The organism is Pseudomonas laurylsulfativorans (genome assembly GCF_002906155.1).
Lineage (GTDB): Bacteria > Pseudomonadota > Gammaproteobacteria > Pseudomonadales > Pseudomonadaceae > Aquipseudomonas > Aquipseudomonas laurylsulfativorans.
This window is the reverse complement of sequence record NZ_MUJK01000012.1, coordinates 44,403-60,285: the sequence shown is the minus strand read 5'-3', so window position 1 is coordinate 60,285 and position 15,883 is coordinate 44,403. Positions and strand designations below refer to the sequence as shown.

General features: G+C 57.1%; 12 protein-coding genes. 4 read left to right on the top strand and 8 right to left on the bottom strand.

The genetic code is table 11. From position 1 onward, the window contains the following. The first annotated feature begins 73 nt into the window (after positions 1 to 73). Complete coding sequence (gene queC / locus B0D71_RS26170) at positions 74 to 772, top strand: 7-cyano-7-deazaguanine synthase QueC (protein ID WP_103397292.1); 699 nt, start codon at positions 74 to 76, stop codon at positions 770 to 772. 42 nt (positions 773 to 814) lie between these two features. Here the strand turns inward: queC and B0D71_RS26165 are convergent, their stop codons facing one another. Continuing rightward, positions 815 to 1,687, bottom strand: coding sequence for a queuosine precursor transporter (locus B0D71_RS26165; protein ID WP_103397291.1), 873 nt, complete (start codon positions 1,685 to 1,687; stop codon positions 815 to 817). Further along, positions 1,680 to 2,276: a helix-turn-helix transcriptional regulator gene (locus B0D71_RS26160; RefSeq protein ID WP_103397290.1), complete on the bottom strand. Its 597-nt coding sequence runs from the start codon at positions 2,274 to 2,276 to the stop codon at positions 1,680 to 1,682. Before B0D71_RS26160 ends, B0D71_RS26165 begins: the two co-directional genes overlap by 8 nt. Before the next feature lie 461 nt (positions 2,277 to 2,737). Here B0D71_RS26160 and B0D71_RS26155 point away from each other — a divergent pair, with 461 nt between their 5' ends. Continuing rightward, positions 2,738 to 3,085: a DUF6124 family protein gene (locus tag B0D71_RS26155; RefSeq protein ID WP_103397289.1), complete on the top strand. Its 348-nt coding sequence runs from the start codon at positions 2,738 to 2,740 to the stop codon at positions 3,083 to 3,085. Between the two features lie 69 nt (positions 3,086 to 3,154). Then, positions 3,155 to 3,409 (top strand): hypothetical protein, encoded by a 255-nt coding sequence (locus B0D71_RS26150; protein WP_103397288.1) that lies wholly within the window; start codon positions 3,155 to 3,157, stop codon positions 3,407 to 3,409. A gap of 158 nt (positions 3,410 to 3,567) precedes the next feature. Here the strand turns inward: B0D71_RS26150 and B0D71_RS26145 are convergent, their stop codons facing one another. Beyond that, the gene (locus B0D71_RS26145; protein WP_103397287.1) at positions 3,568 to 3,822 is read right to left on the bottom strand and encodes a DUF6124 family protein; all 255 of its coding nucleotides are present in this window, start codon (positions 3,820 to 3,822) and stop codon (positions 3,568 to 3,570) included. 449 nt (positions 3,823 to 4,271) lie between these two features. Next, a complete protein-coding gene (locus B0D71_RS26140) occupies positions 4,272 to 5,174 on the bottom strand; it encodes a LysR family transcriptional regulator (protein ID WP_103397286.1) in 903 nt (300 codons plus the stop codon). 118 nt (positions 5,175 to 5,292) lie between these two features. On the opposite strand from B0D71_RS26140, the gene B0D71_RS26135 reads away from it, so the two are divergent. Beyond that, a complete protein-coding gene (locus B0D71_RS26135) occupies positions 5,293 to 6,567 on the top strand; it encodes an MFS transporter (protein WP_205886045.1) in 1,275 nt (424 codons plus the stop codon). A gap of 156 nt (positions 6,568 to 6,723) precedes the next feature. On the opposite strand, the gene hemE is transcribed toward B0D71_RS26135, so the two are convergent. The 4 genes from hemE to B0D71_RS26105 all read right to left on the bottom strand — a co-directional run bounded on the left by hemE (position 6,724) and on the right by B0D71_RS26105 (position 15,880). Beyond that, on the bottom strand, positions 6,724 to 7,791 hold the full coding sequence (gene hemE, locus B0D71_RS26130; RefSeq protein ID WP_103397284.1) for a uroporphyrinogen decarboxylase: 1,068 nt from the start codon (positions 7,789 to 7,791) through the stop codon (positions 6,724 to 6,726). Between the two features lie 253 nt (positions 7,792 to 8,044). Further along, entirely contained in the window at positions 8,045 to 9,463 is a 1,419-nt protein-coding gene (locus B0D71_RS26120) for an FAD-dependent oxidoreductase (protein WP_007975602.1), read from the bottom strand. Positions 9,464 to 9,495: 32 nt separating this feature from the next. After that, positions 9,496 to 13,941: a glutamate synthase large subunit gene (gene gltB / locus B0D71_RS26115; RefSeq protein ID WP_103397282.1), complete on the bottom strand. Its 4,446-nt coding sequence runs from the start codon at positions 13,939 to 13,941 to the stop codon at positions 9,496 to 9,498. Positions 13,942 to 14,290: 349 nt separating this feature from the next. Beyond that, positions 14,291 to 15,880 (bottom strand): AAA family ATPase, encoded by a 1,590-nt coding sequence (locus tag B0D71_RS26105; RefSeq protein WP_103397281.1) that lies wholly within the window; start codon positions 15,878 to 15,880, stop codon positions 14,291 to 14,293. Positions 15,881 to 15,883 lie beyond the last annotated feature (3 nt).

Genomic DNA, 15,883 nt, shown 5'->3' with positions numbered 1-15,883 from the left:
CCAGCGTTTGAGCTTCCAAGTAGGGTCAGTGCCCCCAGACATCCAGTCAGGGCATCCCAGGGAGGAACGAACCATGACAAAAAAGGCCGTTATCGTTTTTAGTGGCGGGCAAGACTCAACGACCTGCTTGATCCATGCGTTACCGATATACGACGAAATCCACTGCATTACGTTTGACTATGGCCAGCGTCATCGAGCGGAAATTGAAGTGGCACAGCAACTCTCCAAAAAGCTTGGCGTGACAGCCCATAAGGTACTGGACGCTTCGTTGCTGAATGACTTGGCTATCAGCAGCCTGACTCGCGACAACATTCCAGTGCCTAGCGCAAACAGCGCCGATGGCGGTGTACCAAACACCTTCGTGCCAGGCAGGAATATTCTGTTTTTAACCTTAGCCTCAATTTATGCCTATCAGGTGGGCGCTGAGGCCGTCATTACGGGGGTTTGTGAAACGGACTTCTCCGGTTATCCGGATTGCCGGAATGACTTTGTCACGTCCCTGAACAACGCAGTTGAATTGGGCATGGATTACAAATTGCGCATAGAAACTCCACTCATGTACCTGAGCAAAGCAGAAACCTGGGCGCTGGCTGACCACCACAAACAACTCGATCTGATTCGCGATAACACGCTGACTTGCTACAACGGCGTTAAGGGAAACGGGTGCGGGGACTGCGACGCCTGCAGCCTTCGTGCAAAAGGGCTCTGTACTTACTTTGAAAGTAAAACAGAAGTCCTGAGCAGCCTAAAACATAAATTGAATTTTAACTAGATTCCCCACCGCCCAGAGAAGGGTCATTATAAATGACCCTTCTCATGATACCTGCCCTTCAGTCACAAACCGCTTGAACAATGATCTTGCGCCATAAGCAGGCAAAACATTAAAGAAAGCAAAAAACATTTTTATAGCGACCTGAACAGAAATAATTGAAAGCACCTCAGCATTCGTCATCACTCCATAAAATGCGATATAGCAAAAGATAAAGCTATCTATTATCACCGCGAAAAAAGTGCTGAAAAACACCCGCAAAAACAAAAACCGAGAGTTTGTCAGCTCTTTAATTTTAGACAAAAGATATGAGTTTACGTATTCAGAAAATAGAAATGAAACAGAGGATGCTACCAATACCGACGAAACCTGAGCCACAACCGCACCATAAGGAACATCTAACTTCCACCCAGGCAATCCAGGGAGGTACGCCACAGCACTCAACAAAATTATAATTAAGGCATTACTTACAAATGCAAACAATATAGCTTTTCTTGCAAGTCGAAGCCCATAAAACTCATTTAACATATCGACTATCAAAAACGTCAACGGAAATAAAAACACCCCTGGAGTGACAACCAGATCAAACACTTCCAAATAAACAAGCTTTGTGGCACCAATATTTGAAAATATGTATAAAGCAAGCAGAAGAAGGTTCAAAACAACATAAACCATCCACGAACGTTCGTGGCGATCATGTAGCTCATAGGTCGTCAGCGCAACTCCACCAGAATAAAACTTTCTATATATATCCCTTACTTCTGACTTACTTAAATTATCTATAATTTCACTTCTCAACACTTCGTCCAGCTTGACCTTTATGAGCTTCCCCGTCGCTACAACCATAATCATTGCGAGATTTTTATTCCTCTCAAAACCTAACAACTTATATTTACTATTATCACAACCACTATCCATTAAATCTTTCCTCAACTATTTCCCCAACCACTCGAATAACATCCGACTCAACACAGCATCCACTTGTTACAAGCAACCTATTAGCCACCTTGTCATACACCAACTGCTCTCCACCGCAAATCGAAAGACCTTTCTTTACGATCAATAAATCTCCCGAGTCATTTACACCGGCAATTTCGTTTTCCAGAAGAACACCTATTAAGTTGCAGGCGGTTCCAAAATAGTATGTCAACGGAAAAATCGTGCAGAGCTCGCCAATTCTTTTATCTAAGCTCCTAATCAAATCGCTTTCCTTGATCACAGGAACGGCGGCCGGATTCATATTCCCTTCCGGAGAAACATCGCTTTCGATTACTTCTCTTTCTTCAAAATCAACAGTTTCTATCTCTTTATATGACACACCAAAAAAATCAGAAATTTTGCGAATCGTCGACTGTTGAACGTTTACAACCCTCCCTTCGAGAATGTTGTATATCGTAGTTCTGGTCAAACCACTGGAATTACACAGCGACAACTGTGTCTCCCCACGGCTTTTTATCAAGTATTTGATATTGTTTTTCAGATTTTCCGTCTTTTCTTTTTTATACATAAAACTTACCACTCACATTTCCGATTACATCAGGTAGCCACTACGACTTGACCGCTACCGAGGTTTCTTATGGGACCAGCATCCTACATAGCGAAGCACGGTACAAAAACAAATATAAAAAATATGCATGACAACCGTTAAAAAGTATTTCCGGCGGAGTATTTCCCACACCCTGATCGGAAGTCACCCACATTAGATCCACAACAATTTCCTGCAGACTTAACCTACAGAAAAATCTTACAAAAAGAAAAAACAACCACACTAAAAAAACAATGTAAGACGACTCCTACATATTACAAATTTTGAATCATTTAATTACACCAATGTTCATTTTTTTGATTAATAAATCCGAATTTTCTGGTAATACATCCATCTGCACACCCACCCGAGTCCAACTATTAAAAACTGCTATTTAGCAGCATTGGTTTAATACTTTCTTAAATTATGCAGGGAGCACCATAATGAAAAAAACCACCCCCAATCCTTCACAATCGCCAGACCTTCCACCCGCTGACTTCGTCGAACTGTCCAAACTCTCCGAGATCACCGAACGTCTCGTCAGTGCTCGACTGCGCAACCCGGACCGCCCCGACCCTGTTAGCCACGTGTTCACCATCGTCCCAGGTATAGACACCGAGTCTTTGCTCTGTCACGCCTGCGAAACCCTCGCCTCGCTGAATGTCATGACCACCGATCTTGCCTGCGAGCTGGAAGGTTCGCGCCGCAATGTAGCGCTGGCCATTCAGCAACTCGCGGTGCTGGGCGAGTTATTGGTAAACCGAGCTTTAGACAACCTGGACCCACCTTAGGGATCGCCTGAAGTTCGCCAAACCGCGAGCACAGCGTGTTCGCGTTCTTACCACTGGAGGTTTTTTGTCATGGATCGATATATGCCAATCACCGGCATCGACTGCACCATTGCATCACTGGTGATCGACACCGAAGCACCGCTGGACGTCTTGCACGAAACAGCGGCCTACCGCATTCGCACCGCGACTCAACTGCTGGAAAGCCTTGCGTTTGACGAAGGCATTTACAGCGAACTGGCGCGGGTGCTGGTCACTTCATTGCGTGATGGTTGTGATTTGATGGATGTCATCGGGCGACGATTGCAGAAGCAAATGTCGGCGTAGTTCGTACAACAAACACGACAAAGGGCGCTTTGCGGCGCCCCTCACAAACAGGTCAGCTTGTCATCGCCTTGCACCTGTCTGACTCTGCGATGGTTGGTTGCCCAGGACCCTCGGAGTCTCACAGCCCCTTTCGGGGACGATCAGTTACCAGTGATTTACTAGCGTGGATCAAGGTTATCCAGCACCCGATTCACCGCCAGTTCCCCCAACATGATCGACTGCTGAATCCCCAACAATGTATTGCTCTGCGCCCCGTTCAAACTTCTCGCGAAATCACTCGCCATGACATTGGCTGATGCCAGCGACACGCAGGCGTATTCCAGCAGGGTGTGGTTATCGATATCGGGGGCGATCAAGAAGATATTGCTGGGTTGGCGTTGAGTGTCCGGCGGATTTTTTGCTTTTTTGGTCATGATCCAGTGCCCAGAAAAGTGGAGCCGACACCGAGTCGCTACGAATCAGAAGGGTGGCAGCTGTACGCAGGTTAGCAGACCGGGTTACATGAACCGGCGCACCCGAAGGCGCCCTGCGCACAGCGGCCGTCAAGAACAGATATGGACATACCTGCCTTTCAGGAGCGCTAATACGCTTCACATAACTACGGGCTGCTAAACCCGATCACTGACCATCAGTGACACGAATCAAGTTAGCGATAGCCCTCAAAGCGCACAAGCCGGCGGATTCTGGAGTAGTTGTAGGCCCTGACGCAAGGCGCTGTAGCTGCCCGGCGTAAGCTTCGGAAACGTCCCACAAACACCGCTGAAACGATGATGGACCTGTAGGAGCCGGCTTGCCGGCGATAACGGACTAACAGGCGACATTGATGTCGACAGATCCGCCGCCATCGCCAGCAAGCCGGCTCCTACAGGTTTACTGGCTCAACCTTCCTTGTCAGCAACTCCACAAACGCCCGTGCCATCGCCGACTTCTGATCCTTGCGCTGCACCAGCCACACCGCCGACACCGCCGCCGGGTCGAGCAACGGTCGATAGACCACGCCATCAATGCGCATCCGCTGATATGAGGCCGGCATCACCGACACGCCGAGCCCCGCTGCAACCAGGCCGATGATGGTCATCGCCTCGCCAGCCTCTTGAGCAAAATGCGGAGTGAATCCGGCGTCCCGGGCCAGGCTGAGTAGCTGCGCATACAGGCCGCTGCCGTAGCTGCGGGGGAAAAACACAAAGGGCTCAAGTGCCAGGGCTGACAGAAACAAGCCCTCCTCGCTGCCCTCTACCAACGGGTGTTTGGAACTGAGCACTGCGACCAGCGGCTCGCGCATCAACTCGACCACGCTGAGGCAGTCCGGCAGGCCAAGCGGGCGCATGATGCCGACTTCAATCGACTCGTCCACCAGCGCATCGGCCACCTGGGTGCTGCTCATTTCCCGCAGGTTCAGATGCACCGCCGGGAAGCGCTGACGGAAAGAGAAAATCGCCTGGGGAATGGTCGAGTTGAAGGGGGCTGACGAGGTGAAGCCGATTTTCAGTTCGCCCAACTCACCCAGCTGCGCCCGCCGCGCGACATCCGCCGCTTTATCGACCTGCGCCAGCACCAGCCGCGCCTCTTCCAGGAACAGCCGACCGGCCTCGCTCAGCTCGACCCGACGATTGGTACGTTCGAACAGCCGGGCGCCGACTTCCTGTTCCAGCGCCTGAATTTGCTGGCTCAACGGTGGCTGAGAGATACCCAGCACCTGTGCGGCGCGGCCGAAGTGCAGTTCTTCGGCGACAGCGATGAAGTAGCGCAGATGACGCAATTCCATGAAAACCCCATTAGGTCGTAAAAGCTATCAAACAGGTCGAACAATATATTGGATTGAATCATTAGCCAGCTATATGCTTTTTTCACTGCCTGACCGGCTGCGTCCTCCGAGGTCCAACGTGAAAACTGCTGTCGCCCCACTCGCCCATGAAGTTCCTCCCGCAGCACCGGACGCTATTGCCGCTGAGCTAGCGGAGATCTACATCGAAAAAGGCACACCAGCGTTCATGCGCACGGTGCTGGCGTTGTTCTGCGGCGGCTTTGCGACTTTCGCCCTGCTCTACTGCGTGCAGCCGATGATGCCGCTGCTGTCCCACGAGTATTCCATCAACGCGGCACAAAGCAGCCTGATCCTGTCTATCGCCACCGGTATGCTTGCCATCGGCCTGCTGATCACGGGCCCGATTTCCGACCGTATCGGGCGTAAACCGGTGATGGTCGCTGCACTGTTCGCCGCTGCGCTGTGCACCATGGCCAGTGCGATGATGCCGAGCTGGCACGGTGTGCTGTTGATGCGTGCCCTGATTGGATTGTCGTTGAGCGGTCTGGCGGCGGTTGCGATGACTTACTTGAGCGAAGAGATCCACCCACAGCACATCGGCCTCGCCATGGGTTTGTACATCGGTGGCAACGCGATTGGCGGGATGAGCGGACGCTTGATCACCGGGGTATTGATCGACTTCGTCAGCTGGCACACGGCGATGCTGGTGATCGGTGGCCTGGCGCTGATTGCCGCGGCGGTGTTCTGGAAAATCCTCCCGGAATCGCGCAACTTCCGCGCCCGCTCGCTGCACCCGCGCAGCCTGCTCGACGGTTTCACCATGCACTTTCGCGACGCCGGTCTGCCGCTGTTGTTTCTTGAAGCCTTCGTGTTGATGGGCGCGTTCGTCACGCTGTTCAACTACATCGGCTATCGCCTGCTGGCTGCGCCGTACCACATGGAACAGGCCTTCGTCGGGTTGCTCTCGGTGGTGTACCTGTCGGGCATCTACAGCTCGGCGAAAATCGGCTCGATGGCCGATAAACTTGGCCGCCGCAAAGTGCTCTGGAGCACCATTGCGCTGATGATCGGTGGTCTCGCCCTGACGATGTTTACGCCATTGCCGCTGGTGATTATCGGCATGTTGATCTTTACCTTCGGCTTCTTTGGCGCCCATTCAGTGGCCAGCAGCTGGATCGGCCGCCGCGCCACCAAGGCCAAGGGGCAGGCGTCGTCGCTGTACCTGTTCAGCTATTACGCCGGTGGGAGCATCGCCGGAACGGCAGGCGGCGTGTTCTGGCACCTGGGTGGTTGGAACGGGATCGGGTTGTTCATTGTTACGCTGCTGGTGATTGCGCTGCTGACCGCATTGAAACTGGCGAAGTTGCCACCGCTGGGCAACCACCCTCTGTAGGAGCGAGCTTGCTCGCGAAAAGCGTCGGCACAACGCGTTTAATCAGGAAGTACGCGTTATCGTTGACGTCCATCGCGAGCAAGCTCGCTCCTACAGAGGATCGCCCACATACAAAAACACCCGGCATTGGCCGGGTGCTTTTTTATTGGGCGCTGATCACTCGTGATATTGCGCCGACAGTTCATGCACGGCACGCAGGAATGCACCGGCGTGTTCCGGGTCGACTTCCGGTGTAATGCCATGGCCGAGGTTGAACACATGGCCGCTGCCCTTGCCGTAGCTGGCCAGAATACGCCCTACTTCTGTGCGGATGGCTTCCGGCTTGGCGTAGAGCACGGTCGGGTCCATGTTGCCTTGCAGCGCGACCTTGTCGCCGACACGGGCGCGGGCGCTACCGATGTCGCAGGTCCAGTCCAGGCCCAGTGCATCAGCACCGGCGTCAGCGATGCTTTCCAGCCACAGGCCGCCGTTCTTGGTGAACAGGATCACCGGCACCTTGCGGCCTTCGTGCTCGCGGATCAGGCCGCTGACGATTTTCTTCATGTAGGCCAGGGAGAATTCCTGATAGGCCGCCGCCGAGAGGCTGCCGCCCCAGCTATCGAAAATCTGTACCGCCTGCGCACCGGCCATGATCTGGCCGTTGAGGTAGCTGGTGACCGTCTGCGCGAGCTTGTCCAGCAGCAAGTGCAAGGCTTGCGGGTTGTCGTAAAGCATGGTTTTGGTCTTGCGGTAGTCTTTCGACGAGCCGCCTTCGACCATGTAGGTGGCCAGAGTCCATGGGCTGCCGGCAAAGCCGATCAGCGGCACACGGCCATTCAGTTCGCGACGGATGGTGCTGACCGCGTCCATCACGTAGCCCAGGTCTTTCTGTGGATCAGGAATCGGCAGGGCTTCGATGTCAGCCAGGGTGCTGACGACTTTCTTGAAGCGCGGACCTTCGCCGGTCTCGAAGTACAGGCCTTGGCCCATGGCATCGGGGATGGTCAGGATGTCGGAGAAGAGGATCGCCGCGTCCAGTTGTGGATAGCGGTCGAGCGGCTGCATCGTGACTTCGCAAGCGAACGCCGGGTTCATGCACAGGCTCATGAAATCGCCGGCCTTGGCACGGCTGGCGCGGTATTCAGGCAGGTAGCGACCGGCCTGACGCATCATCCACACGGGGGTGACGTCTACGGGTTGCTTGAGCAGGGCGCGCAGGAAACGGTCGTTCTTCAGGGCAGTCATGTCGGCATCCGGAAAAAAAGTGGGGGCATTTTCTCAGAGCCGGGCGCAAAAGGCACGGTTGCAGGTCAGCCTTTTGTCTATCGGGTCAATTTGTCGCAATGAAATACGGAGTTTAGCAACTCCGCGAAACAACTGTGGGAGCGAGCCTGCTCGCGAAGGGGCCGGTACATCCAACATTGATGTTGGCTGACAGACCGCTTTCGCGAGCAGGCTCGCTCCCACATTTGATCCCATTTCAAATCGAAATCGGGTTTTATACGCCTAGGTAATCCAGGATCCCTTCGGCCGCATTACGGCCTTCGAAGATCGCCGTCACCACCAGATCGGAACCGCGCACCATGTCGCCACCGGCGAAGATTTTCGGGTTGCTGGTCTGGTGCTTGTACTGGCCTTGCTCCGGTGCCACGACGCGGCCCTGGCTGTCGGTCTGGATCTCGAACTGCTCGAACCACGGCGCCGGGCTCGGACGGAAACCGAAGGCGATGACCACGGCGTCGGCCGGGATGATCTCTTCGGAGCCCGGGATCGGCTCGGGACTGCGACGGCCACGGGCGTCCGGCTCGCCGAGACGGGTCTCGACCACCTTCACGCCTTCGACCTTGTCTTCGCCAACGATGGCAATCGGCTGGCGGTTGTAGAGGAATTTCACGCCTTCTTCCTTGGCGTTCTTCACCTCTTTGCGCGAGCCCGGCATGTTCGCTTCGTCACGACGATAAGCGCAGGTCACCGACTTGGCGCCCTGGCGGATCGACGTACGGTTGCAGTCCATCGCCGTGTCGCCGCCGCCCAGTACCACGACCTTCTTGCCTTTCATGTCGACGAAATCTTCCGGCGACTTTTCAAAGCCCAGGTTGCGGTTGACGTTGGCAATCAGGAAGTCCAGGGCGTCATATACGCCCGGCAGGTCTTCACCGGCAAAACCGCCCTTCATGTAGGTGTAGGTGCCCATGCCCATGAATACCGCATCGTATTCTTCGAGCAGTTGCTCCATGGTCACGTCCTTGCCCACCTCGGTGTTGAGGCGGAACTCGATACCCATGCCGGTGAAGACTTCGCGACGATTGCTCAGCACGGTCTTTTCCAGCTTGAACTCGGGGATGCCGAAGGTCAGCAGGCCACCGATTTCCGGGTTCTTGTCGAACACCACCGGGGTCACGCCGCCGCGCACCAACACGTCGGCACAACCCAGGCCCGCCGGGCCGGCACCGATGATCGCGACACGCTTGCCGGTCGGCTTGACCTTGGACATGTCCGGGCGCCAGCCCATGGCGAACGCGGTGTCGGTGATGTACTTCTCCACCGAACCGATGGTCACCGCGCCGAAACCGTCGTTGAGGGTACAGGCGCCCTCGCACAGACGGTCCTGCGGGCACACCCGGCCGCAGACTTCCGGCAGGGTGTTGGTCTGGTGCGACAGCTCGGCGGCCTGGAGGATGTTGCCCTCGGCCACCAGCTTCAGCCAATTGGGAATGAAGTTGTGCACCGGGCACTTCCATTCGCAATACGGGTTACCGCAACCCAGGCAGCGGTGGGCCTGGTCGGCCGACTGCTGGGGTTTGAAGGGTTCGTAGATTTCCACGAACTCTTTCTTGCGTTGACGCAACAGTTTCTTCTTCGGATCCTTGCGCCCGACCTCGATGAACTGGAAGTCATTATTCAGACGTTCAGCCATTTTAAAACCTCATCAAACTCTTCAGGCGCATATCACTGCGGGTTGGCACGGGTGCTGGAAAGCAACGACTTCAGGTTGGCAGCCTTGGGCTTGACCAGCCAGAAACGGCGCACGTAATCATCGAGGTTCTCGGCGAGTTCACGACCCCACTCGCTGTCGGTTTCCTCGACGTACTCGTTCAGCACGCGTTGCAGGTGGCTACGGTAGGCTTCCATCGCCTCGCCGCTGATCCGCTGGATTTCCACCAGTTCGTGGTTGACCCGGTCAACGAAGGTGTTGTCCTGGTCGAGCACGTAGGCGAAACCGCCGGTCATGCCAGAGCCGAAGTTGTAACCGGTCTTGCCCAGAACGCAGACGAAACCACCGGTCATGTACTCGCAGCAGTGATCGCCAGTGCCTTCCACCACAGTGTGGGCACCGGAGTTACGCACGGCGAAACGCTCGCCCGCGGTGCCGGCGGCGAACAGCTTGCCGCCGGTAGCGCCGTACAGGCAGGTGTTGCCGATGATGGCACTGTCCTGGGTGCGGTAGACGCTGCCCTTCGGCGGAACGATCACCAGCTTGCCGCCGGTCATGCCCTTGCCGACGTAGTCGTTGGCGTCGCCTTCCAAGTACATGTTCAGGCCGCCAGCGTTCCACACGCCAAAGCTCTGCCCGGCCGTGCCTTTGAAGCGGAACGTCACCGGCGCGTTGGCCATGCCCTGGTTGCCGTGCTTGCGTGCGATTTCGCCAGAGATCCGTGCACCGATGGAACGGTCGCAGTTGCAGATTTCCAAGTCGAACTCGGCACCGCTCAGGTCATTGATCGCCGAGGTGGCCATGGTGACCATTTTCTCGGCCAGCAGGCCCTTGTCGAACGGCGGGTTGCGGTCTACGCCACAGAACTGCGGTTTGTCCGCTGGCACGTGGTCACTGCCCAGCAAAGGAGTCAGGTCCAGGTGATGCTGCTTGGTGGTCTGGCCTTCGAGGACTTCCAGCAGATCGGTACGGCCGATCAACTCTTCGAGGGAGCGCACGCCCAGCTTGGCCAACCACTCACGGGTTTCTTCGGCGACGTAGGTGAAGAAGTTCACCACCATGTCGACGGTACCGATGTAGTGATCCTTGCGCAGTTTTTCGTTCTGAGTCGCAACGCCAGTGGCGCAGTTGTTCAGGTGGCAGATGCGCAGGTATTTGCAGCCCAGGGCGATCATCGGTGCGGTGCCGAAGCCGAAGCTTTCAGCGCCGAGGATGGCCGCCTTGATCACGTCGAGGCCGGTTTTCAGGCCACCGTCGGTTTGTACCCGGACTTTGCCGCGTAGATCGTTGCCACGCAGGGTCTGGTGGGTTTCGGCCAGGCCGAGTTCCCACGGAGCGCCCGCGTATTTGATCGAGGTCAGCGGCGATGCACCGGTGCCGCCGTCGTAGCCGGAGATGGTGATCAAGTCCGCGTAGGCCTTGGCCACACCGGCAGCGATGGTGCCGACGCCCGCCTCGGCTACCAGTTTCACCGAGACCAGTGCCTGCGGGTTGACCTGTTTCAGGTCGAAAATCAGCTGCGACAAGTCTTCGATCGAATAGATGTCGTGGTGCGGTGGAGGCGAGATCAGGGTCACGCCCGGCACTGCATAACGCAGCTTGGCGATCAGACCGTTGACCTTGCCGCCTGGCAGTTGACCGCCTTCGCCGGGCTTGGCGCCCTGGGCGACCTTGATCTGCAGCACTTCGGCGTTAACCAGGTATTCCGGGGTTACACCGAAACGGCCGGTGGCCACCTGCTTGATTTTCGAGCTCTTGATGGTGCCGTAGCGCGCCGGGTCTTCGCCACCTTCGCCGGAGTTGGAACGCGCACCGAGGCGGTTCATGGCTTCGGCCAGGGCTTCGTGAGCTTCCGGCGACAGAGCGCCCAGCGAGATACCGGCGGAGTCGAAGCGCTTGAGCACCGACTCCAGCGGTTCGATTTCGCTCATATCCAATGGAGTGTCGAGGGTTTTGACTTTCAGCAGGTCGCGGATCATCGACACTGGACGGTTGTCCACCAGCGACGTGTATTCCTTGAATTTGCTGTAGTCGCCCTGCTGCACGGCGGCCTGCAGGGTGTTGACCACGTCCGGGTTGTACGCGTGATATTCGCCACCGTGGACGAACTTCAGCAAGCCGCCTTGCTGGATCGGCTTGCGCGGACTCCAGGCTTCGGTGGCCAGGGCTTTCTGTTCGGCTTCGATGTCGACGAAACGCGCACCCTTGATGCGGCTTGGCACACCACGGAAGCTCAGGTTGCAGACTTCCTCGGACAGGCCGATGGCTTCGAACAACTGCGCACCACGGTACGAAGTAATGGTCGAGATACCCATCTTCGACAGGATCTTGAGCAGGCCCTTGGTGATGCCTTTGCGGTAGTTCTTGAACACCTCGTAGAGGTCGCCCAAGACTTCGCCGGTACGGATCAGGTCGCCCAGCACTTCATAGGCCAGGAACGGATAAACGGCAGAGGCGCCGAAACCGATCAACACGGCGAAGTGATGCGGATCACGGGCGGTCGCGGTTTCCACCAGGATGTTGGAGTCGCAACGCAGGCCTTTCTCGGTCAGGCGATGGTGCACCGCGCCGGTAGCCAGGGAAGCGTGGATCGGCAGCTTGCCCGGAGCAATGTGACGGTCACTCAGCACAACCTGGGTACGACCCGAGCGCACGGCTTCTTCAGCCTGATCGGCAACGTTGCGGATTGCCGCTTCGAGGCCGACGCTTTCGTCGTAGTTGAGGTCGATGATCGCGCGCTCGAAGCCCGGACGTTCGAGGTTCATCAGCGAGCGCCACTTGGCCGGAGAAATGACCGGCGAGCTGAGGATCACGCGCGAAGCGTGTTCCGGCGACTCCTGGAAGATGTTGCGCTCGGCACCGAGGCAAATTTCCAGCGACATGACGATAGCTTCGCGCAGCGGGTCGATCGGCGGGTTGGTCACCTGCGCGAACTGCTGGCGGAAATAGTCGTACGGCGTGCGCACGCGCTGGGACAGCACGGCCATCGGCGTGTCGTCGCCCATCGAGCCGACGGCTTCGTAGCCTTGCTCGCCGAGCGGACGCAGCACCTGATCGCGCTCTTCGAACGTGACCTGGTACATCTTCATGTATTGCTTGAGCTGATCGACGTCGTAGAACGCCGAACCGTGGTCGTTGTCTTCCATGGTCGCCTGGATGCGCAGGGCATTCTTGCGCAGCCATTGCTTGTACGGATGACGGGACTTCAGGCGGTTGTCGATAGCGTCGGTGTCGAGGATCTGACCGGTTTCGGTGTCCACGGCAAAGATCTGGCCAGGTCCAACGCGGCCCTTGGCGATCACGTCTTCAGGCTGGTAGTTCCAGACACCGATTTCCGAGGCCAGGGTGATGAAGCCGTTCTTGGTGGTGACCCAACGCGCCGGACGCAGACCGTTACGGTCGAGCAGGCACACCGCGTAGCGGCCGTCGGTCATTACCACGCCGGCCGGGCCGTCCCACGGTTCCATGTGCATCGAGTTGTATTCGTAGAACGCACGCAGATCCGGGTCCATGGTTTCGACGTTCTGCCACGCTGGCGGAATGATCATCCGCACGCCACGGAACAGGTCGATGCCACCGGTAACCATCAGCTCCAGCATGTTGTCCATGCTCGAGGAGTCGGAACCCACGCGGTTGACCAGCGGGCCGAGCTCTTCCAGGTCCATCAGATCGTTGGTGAACTTGGTGCGACGGGCCACGGCCCAGTTGCGGTTGCCGGTGATGGTGTTGATCTCGCCGTTGTGCGCCAGGAAGCGGAACGGTTGAGCCAGCGGCCATTTCGGCAGGGTGTTGGTGGAGAAGCGCTGGTGGAACACGCAAATCGAAGTTTGCAGGCGCTCATCGCTCAGGTCTGGATAGAAGGCGGTCAAGTCCGCCGGCATCATCAGGCCTTTGTAAATGATGGTCTTGTGGGAAAAGCTGCACACGTAGTGGTCGGTGTCGGCGGCGTTGGCCACGGACGAGCGACGACGGGAAGTGAACAGTTTGACGGCCATGTCCTGATCGCTCAGGCCTTCACCGCCGATGAACACCTGCTCGATCTGCGGCAGGCGCTCAAGGGCCAGGCGGCCGAGGACGCTGGTGTCGATCGGCACTTTGCGCCAGCCGACGAGCTGCAGGCCGGCGGCCAGGATCTCGCGGTTCATGTTCTCGCGAGCGGCTTCGGCTTTGACCGGGTCCTGGTTGAAGAAGACCATGCCCACGGCATATTGCTTGGGCAGTTCGACGCCGAACGTTTCCTGGGCGATGGCTCGCAGGAACACGTCCGGCTTTTGAATCAGCAGACCGCAACCGTCACCGGTCTTGCCGTCGGCATTAATCCCACCGCGGTGGGTCATGCAGGTCAGGGCCTCGATGGCCGTTTGCAAAAGGGTATGACTGGGCTCGCCCTGCATATGGGCTATCAGGCCGAAACCGCAGTTATCCTTGAATTCATCTGGTTGGTACAGACCTGCTTTCATAGACACTTTCTCACCAGGCTGCCTCTGATCGAGGCAAATTTCTTTTCAATTCAACCACTTGCCATCCGCGCCGAACGTACGCCAGCTTTGCGGGAGCAAAAGGGAGGTCATTGTACACACCGACACTTGGCCTCACAAATTTGACGACGAAATGTCGCAAATCTATGTCGCATTTGTGAAAGGTTTAAAGCGATCTGCTGTGCTAGTCAAAACTTTTTTAATTTTGACCGCAACGACTCAAAGACTACTGTGACGCAGACACCACAAGGCACGCAGCCCGGAAGGCGGCGCGCACTTGTAGAAATTTTGAGGTGCTTGGAGAGGCGGCCTGGGTAAGGCCGCCGAATCTTCAGCGAGTTGTTGCCAGTTCCTGTTGGACGCTGGCGACAGTGCGAGGCCAAGGTTTACCAGCCTGAACCTTCGCTGGCAAGGCCTTGATGGCGGAAACGGCTGCATCACGATTGGCGAAGTTGCCGTAAGTGATCACATAGAGCGGCTTGCCGTTGAGGACTTTCTTGAAGTAACGGTACTCGCCGCCCTGCTCCTTGACGAAGTTTTGCGCGGTCGCTTCGGAGCTGGTGCCGAGGATCTGCACCACGTAGTTTCCCGGCGCCTGACCGGCGTACCAGGTACCACCGGTCGCCTTGGCCACCGGGGCTGGTTTCTCGGCAGGCTTGGCTGGCGCAGCAACGGCCGGCTTGGCTGGCGCTGGAGCAGGCTTGGCCACTGGAGCAGGTGCTGGCTTGGCGATGGCGACCTGAGTCGGCGCTGGCGTCGGCTTGGCCGCTGGCGTCGGCGCAGGGCCGGCAGGAACGCCTACAGGTGGCGCAGTGGTGGTGACGGTCGGCGGCGTAGCGCTGGAGCCTTCGACCGGCACACCATCATCGCCTTCGGTGATGCCGCCTGCAGCTTCAGCCAACGGGCCACGCATGACCGGTTGCGAGTTACCGACCAACGGCAATGGCATCGGCTGCGTATTGCCGGCGAATTCGACGGCCGGAGCACCGCCATTGGCGGTTGGTTGACCCTGGCCAAGTGGCAGTTGCGCCTGTTCGTTGGCCGGTGCACCCGCGGTCGGTGCCTTACTGCGACCCGGCATCAACCAGGCGGCAGCTACCGCGACCACGACCACGGCGGAAATCGCCAATACGTGTTTCTTCGGCATATTGAACCCCATTTTTGGACGCTTGACCGCTGAGCGGCTGGCGATCATGGCTTCGATCATTGCATCGCGGGCGACCTGATTGATGCTGCCAGGCCAACCTTCGGAGCTTTCGTGAATATCAGAGATCTGATTCGCGGTGAAAAGTTCGATGCCGCGGCCAGCGCCCTCGAGCCGCTGCTCCAGATATTCGCGGGTTTCGTCCTCGGTGTAGGGCTGCAACTCGATGACATGGAAACGCTCTTCCTCGAGATGCAAAGCCTCAAGTTGGGCAATCAGCGAGGTTTCACCAAACAGGAATACATGCGGGCGACCTTCAGGCGCGCCGGCAGCCAGTATCATCAGCGCCTCGAGCCCGGACTCGTCGAGTTGCTCGGCGTCATCGACCAGCAAATAGACTTCCTGCCCGGTCAGAGCAAGCTGCACCACCTGGGCCAGAATAGCGTCGGCGTCAGCATGGGCGACATTCAGCGCCTGAGCCACCTGACGCAGCACCCCGGCCGCATCGCCAGCGCCTCGGGCAGACACCACCACGCTTTGTACCGACTGCTTGTTGGTACTGGCGACCAGGGCCTGACGCAACAGGGTCTTGCCACTGCCCTCGGGACCGGTGACTACCAGCAGCAACTGGCTGTAACGGGCCAGATGATGCAGTTGTCCCAGCACGGGTTTGCGCTGGGCCGGGAAAAATTTGAAGCCAGGCACCCTTGGAGCAAAAGGGTCATGACTCAACTGGTAATGGCCGAGGAAAGCCTCGTCGGCATGCAAACTAGTCATCGC

Bases quoted from the DNA above. Each gene is read 5' to 3' on its own strand.
- hemE (WP_103397284.1), bottom strand. From the start codon at position 7,791: ATGACTGCCCTGAAGAACGACCGTTTCCTGCGCGCCCTGCTCAAGCAA.
- B0D71_RS26145 (WP_103397287.1), bottom strand. From the start codon at position 3,822: ATGACCAAAAAAGCAAAAAATCCGCCGGACACTCAACGCCAACCCAGC.
- gltB (WP_103397282.1), bottom strand. From the start codon at position 13,941: ATGAAAGCAGGTCTGTACCAACCAGATGAATTCAAGGATAACTGCGGT.
- B0D71_RS26160 (WP_103397290.1), bottom strand. From the start codon at position 2,276: ATGTATAAAAAAGAAAAGACGGAAAATCTGAAAAACAATATCAAATAC.
- B0D71_RS26150 (WP_103397288.1), top strand. From the start codon at position 3,155: ATGGATCGATATATGCCAATCACCGGCATCGACTGCACCATTGCATCA.
- B0D71_RS26155 (WP_103397289.1), top strand. From the start codon at position 2,738: ATGAAAAAAACCACCCCCAATCCTTCACAATCGCCAGACCTTCCACCC.
- B0D71_RS26105 (WP_103397281.1), bottom strand. From the start codon at position 15,880: ATGACTAGTTTGCATGCCGACGAGGCTTTCCTCGGCCATTACCAGTTG.
- B0D71_RS26165 (WP_103397291.1), bottom strand. From the start codon at position 1,687: ATGGATAGTGGTTGTGATAATAGTAAATATAAGTTGTTAGGTTTTGAG.
- queC (WP_103397292.1), top strand. From the start codon at position 74: ATGACAAAAAAGGCCGTTATCGTTTTTAGTGGCGGGCAAGACTCAACG.
- B0D71_RS26140 (WP_103397286.1), bottom strand. From the start codon at position 5,174: ATGGAATTGCGTCATCTGCGCTACTTCATCGCTGTCGCCGAAGAACTG.
- B0D71_RS26120 (WP_007975602.1), bottom strand. From the start codon at position 9,463: ATGGCTGAACGTCTGAATAATGACTTCCAGTTCATCGAGGTCGGGCGC.